General features: G+C 71.8%; 13 protein-coding genes. 7 read left to right on the top strand and 6 right to left on the bottom strand.

Annotated elements, in window-relative coordinates; translation table 11 throughout:
* Positions 1 to 27: 27 nt before the first annotated feature.
* A complete protein-coding gene (locus ABZ016_RS28740; RefSeq protein ID WP_356919589.1) occupies positions 28 to 1,542 on the top strand; it encodes a cytochrome P450 in 1,515 nt (504 codons plus the stop codon).
* On the opposite strand, the gene ABZ016_RS28735 is transcribed toward ABZ016_RS28740, so the two are convergent.
* Complete coding sequence (locus ABZ016_RS28735; protein WP_356919588.1) at positions 1,536 to 2,525, bottom strand: RluA family pseudouridine synthase; 990 nt, start codon at positions 2,523 to 2,525, stop codon at positions 1,536 to 1,538. The genes ABZ016_RS28740 and ABZ016_RS28735 overlap by 7 nt on opposite strands.
* A gap of 81 nt (positions 2,526 to 2,606) precedes the next feature.
* On the opposite strand from ABZ016_RS28735, the gene ABZ016_RS28730 reads away from it, so the two are divergent.
* Positions 2,607 to 3,188: a GNAT family N-acetyltransferase gene (locus ABZ016_RS28730; protein WP_356919587.1), complete on the top strand. Its 582-nt coding sequence runs from the start codon at positions 2,607 to 2,609 to the stop codon at positions 3,186 to 3,188.
* A 26-nt stretch (positions 3,189 to 3,214) separates the two neighbouring features.
* Here the strand turns inward: ABZ016_RS28730 and ABZ016_RS28725 are convergent, their stop codons facing one another.
* On the bottom strand, positions 3,215 to 4,057 hold the full coding sequence (locus ABZ016_RS28725; RefSeq protein ID WP_356919586.1) for a siderophore-interacting protein: 843 nt from the start codon (positions 4,055 to 4,057) through the stop codon (positions 3,215 to 3,217).
* A gap of 94 nt (positions 4,058 to 4,151) precedes the next feature.
* A complete protein-coding gene (locus tag ABZ016_RS28720) occupies positions 4,152 to 5,117 on the bottom strand; it encodes a 5'-3' exonuclease (RefSeq protein ID WP_356919585.1) in 966 nt (321 codons plus the stop codon).
* A gap of 133 nt (positions 5,118 to 5,250) precedes the next feature.
* Between ABZ016_RS28720 and ABZ016_RS28715 the strand changes: the two genes are divergently transcribed.
* The 4 genes from ABZ016_RS28715 (at position 5,251) to ABZ016_RS28700 (ending at position 10,587) form a co-directional block, all read left to right on the top strand.
* Positions 5,251 to 6,342, top strand: a complete 1,092-nt coding sequence (locus tag ABZ016_RS28715; RefSeq protein WP_356919584.1) for a betaine/proline/choline family ABC transporter ATP-binding protein — start codon at positions 5,251 to 5,253, stop codon at positions 6,340 to 6,342.
* A complete protein-coding gene (locus ABZ016_RS28710) occupies positions 6,335 to 8,953 on the top strand; it encodes an ABC transporter permease/substrate binding protein (protein WP_356919583.1) in 2,619 nt (872 codons plus the stop codon). Before ABZ016_RS28715 ends, ABZ016_RS28710 begins: the two co-directional genes overlap by 8 nt.
* Positions 8,954 to 9,295: 342 nt before the next feature.
* Positions 9,296 to 9,871 (top strand): XRE family transcriptional regulator, encoded by a 576-nt coding sequence (locus tag ABZ016_RS28705; protein WP_356919582.1) that lies wholly within the window; start codon positions 9,296 to 9,298, stop codon positions 9,869 to 9,871.
* On the top strand, positions 9,868 to 10,587 hold the full coding sequence (locus ABZ016_RS28700; protein ID WP_356919581.1) for a helical backbone metal receptor: 720 nt from the start codon (positions 9,868 to 9,870) through the stop codon (positions 10,585 to 10,587). The genes ABZ016_RS28705 and ABZ016_RS28700 overlap by 4 nt, the downstream gene beginning before the upstream one ends.
* Here the strand turns inward: ABZ016_RS28700 and ABZ016_RS28695 are convergent.
* Positions 10,499 to 11,650, bottom strand: a complete 1,152-nt coding sequence (locus tag ABZ016_RS28695; RefSeq protein ID WP_356919580.1) for a TDT family transporter — start codon at positions 11,648 to 11,650, stop codon at positions 10,499 to 10,501. The two genes, ABZ016_RS28700 and ABZ016_RS28695, sit on opposite strands and share 89 nt — an antisense overlap.
* Positions 11,651 to 11,720: 70 nt before the next feature.
* Between ABZ016_RS28695 and ABZ016_RS28690 the strand changes: the two genes are divergently transcribed.
* Positions 11,721 to 12,650, top strand: a complete 930-nt coding sequence (locus ABZ016_RS28690) for a LysR family transcriptional regulator (RefSeq protein ID WP_356919579.1) — start codon at positions 11,721 to 11,723, stop codon at positions 12,648 to 12,650.
* Between the two features lie 61 nt (positions 12,651 to 12,711).
* On the opposite strand, the gene ABZ016_RS28685 is transcribed toward ABZ016_RS28690, so the two are convergent.
* Together ABZ016_RS28685 and eat are read right to left on the bottom strand one after the other, a co-directional pair.
* Positions 12,712 to 13,449, bottom strand: coding sequence for a gamma-glutamyl-gamma-aminobutyrate hydrolase family protein (locus ABZ016_RS28685; RefSeq protein WP_356919578.1), 738 nt, complete (start codon positions 13,447 to 13,449; stop codon positions 12,712 to 12,714).
* Entirely contained in the window at positions 13,449 to 14,891 is a 1,443-nt protein-coding gene (gene eat, locus ABZ016_RS28680) for an ethanolamine permease (RefSeq protein ID WP_356919577.1), read from the bottom strand. Before eat ends, ABZ016_RS28685 begins: the two co-directional genes overlap by 1 nt.
* Positions 14,892 to 14,942 lie beyond the last annotated feature (51 nt).

Below are 14,942 nucleotides of genomic sequence, written 5' to 3'. Positions count from 1 at the left end.
ATCTACCTCAGTTTCGGAGCGACCACTGTGACGCCTGAATCCCACGCCCCGACCGGTACGGACGCCGCCCGGACCGGCCCGCCCCCCGGCTGCCCCGCGCACGGCCTCGGCCCCGGGGGACTGCACCGGCTGCACGAGTCGGAGGACCTGGGAGCGCTGTACGAGCAGTTGCGGGAGGAGCACGGCCCCGTGGCGCCCGTGCTGCTCCACGACGACGTGCCCATGTGGATCGTGCTCGGCCACGCCGAGAACCTGCACATGGTGCGCTCGCCCTCGCAGTTCTGCCGGGACAGCCGCATCTGGACCCCGCTCAGGGAGGGCCTCGTCAAGCCCGACCACCCGCTGATGCCGCACATCGCCTGGCAGCCCATCGCCTCACACGCCGAGGGCGACGAGCACAAGCGGCTGCGCGGCGCCGTCATGGGCGCCATCTCGACCATCGACTTCCGCAGCCTGCGCCGCTACATCAACCGCAGCACACAGGCGATCGTCAACCGGTTCTGCGAGAAGGGCGAGGCCGACCTCGTCAGCCAGTTCACCGAGCACCTGCCGATGGCCGTGATGTGCGAGATCCTCGGCATGCCCGACGCCTACAACGACCGGCTGGTCGAGGCGGCCCGCGACGCGCTCAAGGGCACCGAGACCGCGATCGCCAGCCACTCCTACGTCATGGACGCGCTGAGCCGGCTCACCGCCCGGCGCCGTGCCCGGCCGGAGGAGGACCTGGCCAGCTACCTGATCACCCACCCGGCCCGGCTGAGCGACGACGAGGTCAGGGAGCATCTGCGCCTGGTGCTCTTCGCCGCCTACGAGGCGACCACCAACCTGCTGTCCAACGTGGTGCTCACGGTGCTGATCGACCCGCGATTCCGGGCTCAGCTCAACGGCGGCCAGATGACGGTGCCGGAGGCCGTGGAGCAGTCGCTGTGGAACGAGCCGCCGTTCAGCACGGTCTTCGCCTACTTCGCCAAACAGGAGACCGAGCTGGGCGGGCAGCGGATCCGCCGGGGCGACGGGCTCCTCTTCGCCCCGCTCCCGGCCAACGTCGACCCGCGGGTGCGGCCGGACCTGTCGGCCAGCATGCAGGGCAACCGCTCCCACCTCGCTTTCGGCGGCGGCCCGCACGAGTGCCCGGGCCAGGACATCGGCCGTTCCATCGCCGATGTCGGAGTCGACGCCCTGCTGATGCGACTGCCGGACGTCGAACTCGACTGCGACGAGGAGGAACTGCGCTGGACGGCGTCCATCGCCTCCCGGCACCTCGTGTCGCTGCCGGTGCAGTTCCTGCCCAAGCCGCAGCAGGACGTGACGGAGACGCCGAACCACAACCACGTTCCCGCCCAGCGCTCCGACTGGCAGATCGGTACCGTCCAGCCGCAGCCCCAGCCGGCCCCGGCCGCCGCGCAACCGCAGCCGCAGGCGCAGCCGCAGCACCAGTCTGCCCCGGCGCACCCACAGGTGCAGGCGCAGTCGCCGGTGGCGGAACCCGTACGCCCCAAGGGCGTGTGGCCGCGCTTCCTGCGCTGGTGGCGTGGCTACTGACCGCCCCTCGGGCCGTCGTACGTCCCGGCGGCCCACCGGTCGTAGGACGCCCACGCGGCGAGCTCCCGGCCGCTGCGGAACCGGTGCGCCTCGCCCGTGACCGGGTCGGTGAACTCCAGGGCCCGTGCCAGGAGTTGCAACGGGCGCCGGTAGTCACCGGCCGGCACGGGCCCGGTCACCTCCGGGTAGAGCGGGTCGCCGAGGATCGGCACCCCCAGCGAGGTCATGTGCACGCGCAGCTGGTGGGTCTGGCCGGTGCCGGGCACCAGCCGGTACCGGGCGAGTCCGCCGGCCTCGATCGGACGGTGCTCGAGGAGTTCGACGCGGCTGACGGCGTTGGGCTCGCCCGCCACCTCCCGGGCGGTGAGCACCCCGCGTTCCTTCACGATCCTGCTGCGTACGGTCCGGGGCAGCGCGAGTCCGGGATCGTGGGGCGCGACCGCCTCGTACTCCTTCCGCACCAGCCGGTCGCGGAACAGCGTCTGGTAGGCGCCGCGTTCCTCGGGGCGCACGGTGAACAGCACGAGTCCGGCGGTGAGCCGGTCCAGACGGTGCGCGGCGGTGAGTGCCGGGAGGTCCAGCTCCCGGCGCAGCCGGGCGAGCGCGGTCTCGGCGACATGGCCGCCACGCGGTGTGGTGGCGAGGAAGTGGGGCTTGTCGGCGACGACGATGTGCTCGTCCCGGTGCACGACCTCCAGCGGGAAGGGCACCGGCACCTCCTCGGGCAGGTCCCGGTGGAACCACACGAACGTCCCCGGCGCGTAGGGCGCGTCGGCCGCCACGGCCCGCCCGTCCGCCCCGACGACCAGCCCCGCCTCGAACATCGAGTCGACGACCCCGTCACCCGCCCCGGTGAGCCGTTCCACCAGATGCTCACGCACCGTGGCCCACGGGCCCTCGGCGGGCAACCGCACACGCACCGGGTCCACCCCGTGGCGCTGCGGCAGGGGAGCGGGCGGGATCCTGGTCCTGCGTCGTCTCATCGCGGCCCAGCGTACGAGGCCACCGCACCCGGACGGAAAACCACTGGGACTGCTCCCCCCCTCGCTTGCCAGGATGCGGGCATGCCCTTCCTCATCAGCCCGGTCCTGACCGCCGGGACTCTCGCAGGCCGTCCGCAGCCCACCCTGTCCACCGGCGACGGCCTGCTCATACGCCCCTGGCGGGCCGCAGACGCGCCCGCGGTGTACGCGGTGTTCCAGGACCCGGTGATGCACCAGTGGCATGCCCGGACCGCCGACTCCGAGGCGGAGGTCAGTGGCTGGATCGACGACTGGCACCGGGCCTGGGAGGAGGAGCGGGAGGCGCAGTGGGCCGTCGCCGACGCCGACTCGCACGCGCTGCTCGGACGCGTGGCGCTGCGCGAGATACGGCTCGACGACGGCGGGGCGGAGGTGGCGTACTGGACCGTCCCGGCGGCACGGGGCAGGGGCGTCGCCGCCCGGGCCACGAGCGCGCTCGCCCGCTGGGCGCTCGACGAGGTCGGGTTCCACCGTCTGGAGCTTCTGCACGCCGTCCGCAACGAGGCGTCCTGCCGGGTCGCCACGCGCACCGGCTTCGCTCTCGAAGGCACGAAACGCAGCGCCATCCTGCACGCGGACGGCTGGCACGACATGCATCTGCACGCGCGCGTGCGGGGCGACTGAGCGGCCCGGCGCCCTTCAGGGGACCCTCAGGCGGCCGGCGTCCTTTCCTGTTCCGCCTCGATGCGGGCGTTCCACTCGCGCTTCGAGGCCTGCCAGCCGTCCTCGTTGTGGCCGAGTCGCCAGTAGCCGGAAATGGACAGGTCCTCGCGCGCGATCCGGCGCTCGACCCGCAGCAGATGGCGCAGCTCCTTCACGAAGTGCGCCTCGCCGTGGACGAAGGCGTGCACCCGCCCCTCGGGGAACTCCAGGTCCCGCACGGCCTCGACCAGCGCCTCGCCGAGGGGCCGGTCCCCGCGGTGCAGCCAGACGACCTCCACATCGGAGTCGATCTTCTGCTCCTCCTCGGGACCGGAGATCTCCACGAAGGCGTACGCCCTGGCCCCGTGCGGCAACGCCTCCAGGGCGCGGGCGATCGCGGGCAGCGCGCTCTCGTCACCGACGAACAGATGCCAGTCGGCCTCCGGGTCGGGCGCGTACGCCCCGCCCGGTCCCATGAACACCACGGTCTCGCCGGGCCGGACACGCGCCGCCCACGGACCCGCCAGGCCCTCGTCGCCGTGGATGACGAAGTCGAGCGTCAGCTCGCGGTGCTCGGGGTCCCACTCGCGCACCGTGTACGTCCGGGTCACCGGCCACTGTTCGCGGGGCAGCTCGTCCCGGACGCGCTGCGGGTCGAAGGGCTCCGGATAGGTCACGCCCGCGGGCGGGAACAGCAGTTTCACGTAGTGGTCGGTGCAGGTGCCGGCGGTGAAGTCGGCGAGGCCCTCGCCGCCGAGCACCACGCGCTGCATGTGCGGGGTCAGCCGCTCGGTGCGGACGACCTGAGCGGAGTGCGCCTTGCGCGGCTGGCGTCCCGGTCGCTCTGCCATGAGGACCTCCCTGTCCCACATAGTTAGGGTTACCTAAGTTAGCACCTTGTCCCCACTCCACACCTCTCGCAGGAAAAGGTCACGACAGGGAAAGTCACGACCCCAGCGTCACCAGCAGGCGCTCCAGTGACCCGCCCAGTCCCCAGCGCGCCGCCAGCGTCTCCAGGGCTGCGGGGTCGCGCGGTGCCCGCGGCAGTGCCGTCGCGACGTCCGGCAGCGGCACGTCGTCCGCGACCCGGACCACCTTCGGCGCGACCGCGAGGTACGGACGGGCCTCGTCCAGCCGCCTCCGCTGCGTCGGCGTCAGCTTCGACCGCCGGTCCTCGACGGCGGCCATGATCCCGCCCAGGTCGCCGAACTCCGCCAGCAGCTTGGCCGCCGTCTTCTCGCCGATGCCCGGCACACCCGGCAGGCCGTCGCTGGGGTCGCCGCGCAGCAGAGCCAGATCCGCGTACCCGCTGCCGTCGACCCCATACTTACCGCGCAGCACCGCCTCATCGGTGAGCTGCAGGGTGCCCACACCTTTCAGCGGGTACAGCACGCGCACCCCGCGCGCGTCGTCCACCAGCTGGTACAGGTCGCGGTCGCCCGTGACGATGTCGACCGGGCCCTTCGCCCGCGCCGTGAACGTGCCGATCACGTCGTCGGCCTCGTACTCCGCCACGCCCACGCGCGCGATGCCCACCGCGTCCAGCACCGCCTCGATGACCGGCACCTGCGGCGACAGCGTGTCGGGCACCTCCTCCTCGTCGGGGCCGGCCGCGTGCTCCTCGGCGACGCGGTGCGCCTTGTAGGAGGGGATCAGCTCGACCCGCCAGTGCGGCCGCCAGTCGGCGTCCATGCACGCCACCAAGTGGTCCGGCCGGTGGTCCTTGACCAGCCGGTCGATGAAGTCGAGCAGCCCGCGCACGGCGTTCACCGGCGTGCCGTCCGGTGCCTTGACCGAGTCCGGAACGCCGAAGTAGGCGCGGAAGTACAGGGAGGCGGTGTCGAGGAGCATCAGTCGTCCGGTCACCCCACGCATCATGCCGTACGGCACCGACAGTGACTCGCCTCGCATGTGACGCGCCTCACTTGTGCGTTTGAGATTGGCGATCCAGGGGAGGCGCCGCCCCGCAGCGAGGCCGGTTGCGCATTCAACTGATTTGCGCCCCGCCTCGCTCTGTTCCATCGCCGTCGAAACAGAGGTGCACGTGTCAGCGAGGCTTGAGGCAGAGAGCCTGTACAAGGTGTTCGGCAGAAGACCGGACCAGGCGGTCGAGCGGCTCAAGGGCGGAGCCGACCGGGAGGAACTGCGCGCCGAGGGCACGACCGCCGCCGTGATCGACGCGTCCTTCACCGTGGAGCCCGGCCAGATCTTCGTCGTCATGGGCCTGTCCGGCTCCGGCAAGTCCACCCTGCTGCGCATGCTGAACGGCCTGCTGGAGCCGACCGCGGGCCACGTGCGCTTCGACGACCAGGACCTGACCACGCTCGGCGACCGCGAGCTGCGCCAGGTCCGGTCCAGGAAGATCAGCATGGTGTTCCAGCACTTCGCGCTCTTCCCGCACCGCAGTGTGCGCGAGAACGCCGCCTACGGTCTGGAAGTGCAGGGCGTGCCCCGCGCCGAGCGCGCACGCCGCGCCGACGAGGCGCTCGCCCTGTGCGGCCTGGCCGGCTGGGAGAAGTCCTGGCCCGACGAGCTGTCCGGCGGCATGCAGCAGCGCGTCGGTCTGGCCCGCGCGCTCGCGACCGACGCCGACCTGCTGCTGATGGACGAGTCCTTCAGCGCCCTGGACCCGCTGATCCGCCGCGACATGCAGGACCAGTTGCTGGAGCTGCAGCAGAAGCTCAAGAAGACGATCGTCTTCATCACCCACGACCTGAACGAGGCCATGCGCCTGGGCGACCGCATCGCCGTCATGCGCGACGGCCGCATCGTGCAGATCGGCACCGCGCAGGACATCCTGCTGCGCCCGGAGAACGACTACGTCGCCTCCTTCACCCAGGACGTGGACCGCTCCCGCGTCCTGACCGCCGGCGAACTCATGGACACCTCGGTCACCGCCGACGACCCCGGCTGCCAGTGCGAGACCGCCACGCCCGACACCCCCTTCACCGAGCTGTGCGCGATCAGCGCCCGGCTCTCCCACCCCGTCTCGGTCGTGGACGAGGACAACAAGCAGCTCGGCGTCGTCCCCCGGCAGCGCCTGGTCGGCTTCCTCGGCGACGCGCAGGACAGCACCCCGCAGCCCTGCGACTCCCCGCGGGACAAGGGCGGAGAGAAGGTGACCGCCCGTGCCTAGGATTCAGCTCGGCAGCTGGGTCAACGACGCGGTCGACTGGCTCACCACCCACATGGCGTGGCTGTTCGACTTCTGCAAGACCGTCTTCCTCGGCCTCTACGACGGCATCAACGCCGTCCTCCAGGCCCCCGAACCGCTGCTCCTCGCCGGCATCTTCGCCGTGATCGCCTTCTGGCTGCGCGGCACGCTCGCCGGTGTCCTCACCTTCGTGGGATTCGCGTTCATCGACTCCCTCGAACTGTGGGAGAACGCGATGATCACCCTGGCGCTCGTCCTCGTGGCGACCGTCATCGCTCTGGTGATCTCGATCCCCGTGGGCATCTGGGCGGCCCGCTCGGACCGCGTCAGCGGTCTGGTCCGGCCCGTCCTGGACTTCATGCAGACCCTGCCCGCGATGATCTACCTCATCCCGGCGATCCTGTTCTTCGGCACCGGCGCCCCCGCGGGCATCGTCGCCACCCTGATCTTCGCGCTCGCCCCCGGCGTGCGCATGACCGAGCTGGGCATCCGGCAGGTCGACAAGGAGCTGGTCGAGGCGGCCGAGGCGTTCGGCACCTCACCGCGCAACACCCTGCTGCGCGTCCAGCTCCCGCTCGCCCTGCCCACCGTCATGGCCGGCGTCAACCAGGTGATCATGCTCGGCCTGTCCATGGCCGCGATCGCCGGAATGGTCGGCACCGGCGGCCTCGGCGGCGACGTCAACGAGGCCATCGGCCAGCTCAACGTCGGCCTCGGCTCCGAGGCCGGTGTGGCCATCGTGATCCTCGCGATCTACCTGGACCGCATGACCAGCGCCCTGGGCACCCAGGTCTCCCCGCTCGGGCGCCGCGCCGCCGCCAAGCTGCGCGCCGCCCAGGGGCTGAAGATCTGGTCGTACCGGCCCCGCCCGGCCGTCGCCGTGATCGGCGTGGTCGTCCTCGCGCTCGCCGCGGGCGGCATGGGCGTCCTCGGCGGCGGCAAGACCGGCAGCGAGGCCGTGGCGGACGGCAAGAACGTCGGCCAGGGCAAGAAGATCAGCATCGGCTACATCCCCTGGGACGAGGGCGTCGCCTCCACCTTCCTGTGGAAGGAGGCCCTGGAGCAGCGCGGCTACGAGGTCGAGGCCAAGCAGTTCGACGCGGGCCCGCTGTACACCTCCCTCGCCCAGGGCGACGTCGACTTCCAGACGGACGGCTGGCTGCCCACGACCCACGCCCAGTACTGGAAGAAGTACGGCAAGCAGCTCGACGACCTCGGCGCCTGGTACGACAAGACGTCCCTGGAGCTCACCGTGCCCGCCTACATGAAGGGCATCGACTCCCTGGCGGACCTCAAGGGCAAGGCCGCCGAGTTCGACGGCAAGATCACCGGCATCGAGTCCAGCGCCGGCGAGATGGCCCTGCTCAAGAGCAAGGTCCTCAAGGAGTACGGCCTGGACAAGGAGTACAAGGTCGTCGACAGCTCCACGCCCGCGATGCTGGCCGAGCTGAAGCGCGCCTACGCCCAGAAGAAGCCGATCGTCACCACGCTCTGGTCGCCGCACTGGGCGTACAACGACTACGACCTGAAGAAGCTCAAGGACCCCAAGGGCGCCTGGGGCGAGGGCGACGGTGTGCACACCCTGTCCCGTAAGGGCTTCAAGGAGGACGACCCGACGGTCGCCGGCTGGCTGAAGAACTTCAAGATGAGCGAGAAGGAGCTCACCAGCCTCGAAGCCGAGATCAACAAGGCCGGCAAGGGCAACCAGCAGGAGGCCGTGCGCGCCTGGCTGAAGCAGAACCCCGGCTTCGTCGACAAGATGGCCCCGGTGAAGAACGCCGGGGGCAGCACGCCCGCCGAGGCCAAGCAGCCCCTGGACGTGGCCTGGTTCCCCTGGGACGAGGACATCGCCGTCACCTACCTGTGGAAGAACGTCCTGGAGCGGCGCGGCTACAAGCTGAACCTGAAGCAGATGGACGTCGGCCCCGTCTACACCGGCCTCGCGTCGGGCGATCTCGACCTCAACTTCGACGCCTGGCTGCCCTACGCCCAGAAGAACTACTGGGACAAGAACAAGGACCGGCTCAAGGACCTCGGCACCTGGTACGAACCGACCTCCCTGGAGATCGCCGTACCGTCCTACGTGAAGGGCGTCGACTCCCTGGAGGACCTCAAGGGCAAGTCCGGCACCTTCAAGGGGAAGATCATCGGCATCGAGCCGGGCACCGGCGAGATGGACCTGGCGAAGAACAAGGTCCTCCCCGCCTACGGTCTCGACAAGGAGTACGAGGTCGTCGACGGCTCCACCCCGGCCATGCTGGCGGAGCTGAAGCGCGCCTACGCCAAGAAGGAACCGATCGCCGTCACCCTGTGGTCGCCGCACTGGGCGTACAGCGACTACGAGCTGACGAAGCTGAAGGACCCCAAGAAGGCCTTCGGTGAGGGCAACACGATCCGCACCATCTCCAACGAGAAATTCCCCGAGGAGTACCCGCAGCTCACGAAGTGGATCAAGAACTTCAAGATGAGCGAGGAAGAGCTCGGCACCTTGGAGAGCGCAATCAAGGACCGCGGCCAGGGCCATGAGGAAGAGGCCGTCGCCGCATGGCTGAAGGAGCACCCCGACATGGTGGAGCGCATGACGCCGCAGTAACTCCGCAGTAGGGTTTCCGGGGTGGGACGCGTGATGGGCGCGTGCCACCCCGGACCCGTTCCCACGAGCGGGATCCGGACAACCACACAGCGCTACGCCACCCCCCGAACCCCCTCTCCCGCCCTGTTCCTCCCGTAGGAGGAATGCCCGGCCCGCCCTGAGGGCGGCGGATCCCCTGGCGCGAACCGTGAGGTCGCGCGCCGCCCTGGATGACGTCGATGTGACGGGCGCATGAAACGGTTTGCCGAACATGCGTAGGGTGCAGACAACTCACCATGGGACGTGCGCCGGGACACCGGCGCACCGGGAGCGGATCGACGGGTGAAGGAGGGAGCCGGAGCGATGGGCGACCACAAAGAGCAGCCCCTTCGGGTGGGCGCGGCCGTGCGTCGGCGGCGCCGCGCGCTGGACCTCACCCTCGCCGTCGTGGCCGAGCGCAGCGGCCTGTCCGTCCCGTTCCTGAGCCAGGTGGAGAACGACCGGGCGCGGCCCAGCACCAGCTCCCTGGAGAAGGTCGCCGACGCCCTGCGCACCACCGCCGTGGAGCTGCTCGCCGCGGCCGACCCGGCCTGCAGCGTGGACGTCGTCCGTGCGGAGGCCGCCGAGCCGCTGCCGCTTCCGCAGCCGCGGACCCGGTCCCTGGTCCGCGGCCACCACCAGATGCACGCCTCCGAGTTCACCGGCGAGCACGACGCGGGCCGTGAATTCCAGTACCGCAACGACCAGTTGATGTACGTCGCCGACGGCGCGGTGGAGATCGAGGCGGAGGGCCGCGCCTATCGTCTGGGCCGCGGCGACACGCTCTACCTCACCGGGGGCGTACGGCACCGGTGGCGGGCGGCGGAGTCGGACACCCGGGTGATCGTGGTCGCCGTGGCGGAGCACATCGAGGCGGTCCGGGACCGGCCACGCCGGTGAGGGTCGTATCGCTCGTGCCCTCGCTGACCGAGGCCGTGGCCCGGTCCGCGCCCGGCACCCTGGTCGGTGCCACCGACTGGTGCACCCATCCGCCCGGCCTCGACGTCGTCCGCGTCGGCGGCACCAAGAACCCGAAGACCGACCGGATCGTCTCCCTCGCCCCCGACCTCGTGATCGCCAACGAGGAGGAGAACCGCGCATCCGACCTGGCGGCCCTGCGCGCGGCGGGCGTCGCGGTCCTGGTGACGGAGATCCGTGACGTGCCGCAGGCCTTCCGGGAGCTGGCCCGGGTCCTCGACGCCTGCTCAGTGGCGTCCCGGCCGCGCTGGCTGGACGAGGCGGAGGACACCTGGTCGTCACTGCCGCCCCCGGCGACCCGCCGGACGGCGGTCGTGCCGATCTGGCGCCGTCCGTGGATGGTCCTGGGCCGCGACACCTTCGCGGGCGACGTCCTCGCCCGCCTCGGCGTCGACCACCTCCACAGGACGCACCCCGACCGCTACCCCCGTGTCCCGCTCGACGACCTCCGCGCCGGCGAGCCGGACGTGGTGATCCTCCCCGACGAGCCCTACCGCTTCACCGCGGACGACGGTCCCGAGGCCTTCCCGGGCCTGCCCTGCGCGCTCGTCAGCGGACGGCACCTGACGTGGTACGGGCCGTCGCTGGCCGAGGCACCGCGGGTGCTGTGCCGGGCGCTGCGAGCAGCTCGCCCCTGAGCAGCCCGCGTACCGTGCCCACGGCCGCCGTGCCCCATGCGGCGACCAGCACCCCGTACAGCACGACCGCGGGCCCCGCGTAGGCCACGAGTCCCGTGTGCCGGGCCAGCGCCTCGGCGCCGGTGACACACGTACCGACCGGGAAGGTGAACGACCACCAGGTCATCGAGAACCGCATCCCGTGCCGCCGGGCGCGCAGCAACAGGGCGGTGGCGAAGCAGGACCACAGCAGCGCGAACCCCATCACGGGCACGCCGTACAGCACGGCGAGGACACCGAAACCCTCGGCGTACGGTTCCGGCACGACCCCGGGGGCGACGTCCGCGAACGCGCCGACGGCGGTGGTGGACTGGCCGAGCGGCCCCAGCACCAGGAACAGCGTCGGGGTGAGGGCGAGCGGCAGAGGCTCGCCGGTGAGCAGTCGGCCGAGGACCAGCGGCAGCAGGGCCAGGGTCGCGAGCAGGCTGAGCCCGAACAGCGCGAAGCAGAGGAGAAGCAGTGTCTCCCGGGGCTGACCGGGAGGCAGCCGGGGCACCAGCCGTGGTCCGACGGCGGCCGGCACCATGGGCGCGACCAGCGGCAGCAGCCACACCGGCGTGACCTGTCCCGGCTCCACCCGGTGCCGTACGGCCATCAGATACGGCACGGCGACGGCCACCGCCGGCCCGATGACCGCGCCCGCGCCGAACAGCACGGCGCCGAGCGCCACCGCCGCCCCGGCGCCGGTCCAGTCCCGGCCCACGGTGAGCGCGCCGCCGCCCACGGCCGGCAGGGCCATCGCGAGACAGCCGTAGAACGGGGCCGTCGCCGGGTCGAGGAGGTGCGCGCGGGCCCGGTCGCGGTGGCGCAGCCAGTGCGCGGCCCGGGCGCCGAGCAGGACCAGGAGCACGACGAGTGAGACGGCCCAGACACCGACGAGCACGCCGCGCAGCCCGGGGACCTGCGGCGGGAGGCCGGCACCGGCGGTGGCGACGACGGCGGTGCCCATGACGGTGGCGTACCAGTTGGGGCCCAGGTGACGGACGGAGAGGGCGCGCGGGAGCGGCCGGGCTGCGGTGACCATGGACCAACGGTCGGGCCCGGGGAGCCCGGCCACCAGCGAGTACGGTTCTATGGCGACATAAGCTGGGTTTATGAGCAACACCGATGAGCAGGCCGGTCCGTCCTCCGCCGGGTCCCTGGCGCACCGGGTGCCCGATCTGGGCGCCCTGGAACTGCTGCTGGCGGTGGCGCGGCTCGGCAGTCTGGGCGGGGCGGCGCGGGAACTCGGCATCACCCAGCCCGCCGCCAGCAGCCGGGTCCGGTCGATGGAGCGGCAACTCGGCGTGGCACTGGTGGACCGCTCGCCGCGCGGGTCCAGGCTCACGGACGCCGGGGCGCTGGTGACGGACTGGGCGCGGCGGATCGTCGAGGCGGCGGAGGCGTTCGACGTGGGGGCGCAGGCGCTGCGCGACCGGCGTGACTCCCGGTTGCGGGTGGCGGCCAGCATGACGATCGCCGAGTATCTGCTGCCGGGCTGGCTGCTCGCGCTGCGCGCGCAGCGGCCCGACACGGCGGTGTCGCTGCACGCCGGCAACTCGACGGTGGTCGCGGAGCGGCTGCTGTCGGACGAGGCGGATCTGGGGTTCGTGGAGGGGCTGACGGTGCCGACCGGGCTGGACTCGGTGGTCATCGCCCACGACCGGCTGATAGTCGTCACCGCTCCGGGCCACGCCTGGTCCCGTCGGCGGCGCGCGCTGGAGGCCTCGGAGCTGGCCGCGACGCCGCTGATCCTCCGTGAGAAGGGCTCGGGCACGCGGCAGGTCCTCGACGCGGCGCTGGGCGGACTGGCCCGGCCGCTGATCGAGTTGTCGTCCACGACGGCGGTCAAGGCGGCGGCGGTGAGCGGGGCGGGGCCGGCGGTGCTGAGTGAACTGGCGGTGGGGGAGGAGCTGGCTATGCGGCGGCTCGTGCGGGTGCCGGTGGAGGGGGTCGCTCTCGCGCGGGACCTGAGGGCGGTATGGCCTACGGGGCATCGACCCACTGGTCCGGCCCGGGATCTGCTGTCGCTGACCCGGGGATAGTTCTTCGCCCCCGCTGGGGGCTGCGCCCCCGGGCCCCCCTTCGGCCCGAACGGCCTCGTCCTCAGACGCCGGACGGGCTGACGGCTGCCGCCTCCACCAGCGCCCGCATCACCCGCACGTCCTGCCCCATCTCCGGATGCCACTGCACCCCCAGCACCCACCCCGCACCGGACGGCAGCTCCACCGCCTCCACCGTCCCGTCCACCGCGTACGCCGACGCGACGAGCCCCTCACCCAGGCGGTCCACGGCCTGGTGGTGGTACGACGGCACGGACGTCTCCTCCGGCACGACACCGGCGTACAAGCTCCCCGGCACCGGCTTGACGGCGTGCTCGCCGAAGACGCCCACCACCTCCGCATGTCCGTCGAGGTGCTGCACCAGCGTCCCGCCCAGGGCGACGTTCAGCAGCTGCATGCCCCGGCAGATGCCCAGCAACGGCACACCCGACGCCAGCGCCGCGTCGATCAGCGCCAGCTCCCACGCGTCCCGCTCCCGTGCCGGAGGCCCGGTCCGCGGCTCGCGCTCCGCACCGTAGCGGGCCGGCTCCACGTCCGGACCGCCCGCGATGACCAGCCCGTCCAGCCGGGCCACGGCCGCCGCGGCCTGCTCCGGGTCGTCGGGCGGAAGCATCGCGGCGAGACCGCCCGCCCGCTGCACCAGCCGCGGGTAACCGGCCGGCAGCAGGGCCGCCTCCAGCTCCCACACACCCCAGCGCGCACCGGACTCCAGATAGGTGCTGACACCGATCAACGGCCTGGTCACGGAAACTCCCTCACAGTTCGACGCCTCGGTGGACATCAGTCCCGTGCCAACTCTGCCTCGGCCGCCGCCAGTGCCGCGAACTCCTCCTCCGGTGCCTTCGCGACCAGCCGCTTACGGCTGTACAGGCCGAAGTACGCGACGGCCACGGCGTACACCGCGAGGGCGATGACCGCCGCCGTCACGTCCACCAGGAACGTGGCCACCAGCGCCGCGCAGGCCAGCACCAGGGCGACCGAGGAGGTCAGCACCCCGCCCGGCGTACGGTACGGCCGCGGCAGCTCCGGCTCGCGGCGGCGCAGCACGATGTGCGAGAGGGACATCAGCGCGTAGGAGATGGTCGCGCCGAAGACCGCGATGTTGAGCATCCGGGCACCGTTGCCCGACAGCGCGGCCAGCAGGAAGCCGATCGTGCCGGGTACCAGCAGACCCAGGTACGGCGCCTTGCGGCGGCTGGTGAGGGACAGGAAGCGGGGCAGGTAGCCCGCCCGGGAGAGGGCGAACAGCTGGCGGGAGCCCGCGTAGATCAGTGAGAAGAACGAGGCCACCAGGCCGGCCAGGCCCGCGTAGTTCACGACCCGGCTCAGTGTCGTCGCCTTGCCGCCCGGCTGGAGCGCCTCGACCAGCGGGTTGCCCGCCTCCTGGATCGCCGCGGAACCGCGTGTGCCGGCCGCCGCGAAGAACGTGACCACCGCCAGCACCACCAGGATGCCCATCGACCAGCGGATCGCCTTCGGCAGCGTACGGGCCGGCTCCTTGGTCTCCTCGGCGGCCAGCGGCACCCCCTCGACGCCCAGGAAGAACCACATGCCGAAGGGGAAGGCCGCCCAGATGCCGAGCAGGCCGAACGGCAGCCAGGAGCTCGACCCGGCGGCCGAGGAGTCGACCGGGATGTCGTCCAGCGACCCGAACGAGAAGTCGGGCAGTGCCGCCAGCGCGAACACGATCAGGGCCGCCACCGCGATGCCGGTGACGACGAAGCTGAACCGCAGCGCCTCGCCCACGCCCCACAGGTGGATGCCGAGGAAGATCGCGAAACAGACCAGGTACATCGGCCAGCCGGACTCCAGGCCGAACAGGCCCAGCGACTCGACGTAGTCGCCGATGAAGATGACGATCGCGGCGGGCGCGAGGACGTACTCGATGAGGATCGCCGTACCGGTCAGGAAACCGCCCCAGGGCCCGAGCGCCCGGCGGGCGAAGCCGTAGCCGCCGCCCGCCGTCGGCAGGATCGAGGACAGCTCGGCGAGGGCGAAGACCATGCACGCGTACATCGCGCCCATGAGCACCATCGCGATCGCGAGGCCCCCGAAACCGCCCTCGGCGAGGCCGAAGTTCCAGCCCGAGTAGTCGCCCGAGACGACGTAGGCGACACCGAGACCGGTCAGCAGCACCCAGCCGGCGCTGCCGCGGCGGAGCGCTCTGCGCTCCAGATAGTCGTCCGGCTCTCCGGCGGGCGTACTGGTGGATTCCAGGGACATGGGCACGACTCCCCACGGGTGGGCGGACACTGGGCCGAGCCGGCGCCGGCT

Origin of the sequence: Streptomyces sp. NPDC006372, assembly GCF_040612515.1 — a bacterium.
Taxonomy (GTDB): Bacteria; Actinomycetota; Actinomycetes; order Streptomycetales; family Streptomycetaceae; genus Streptomyces.
Note: the sequence above shows the minus strand (reverse complement) of the source record. Positions and strands in the feature narration are given on the sequence as shown.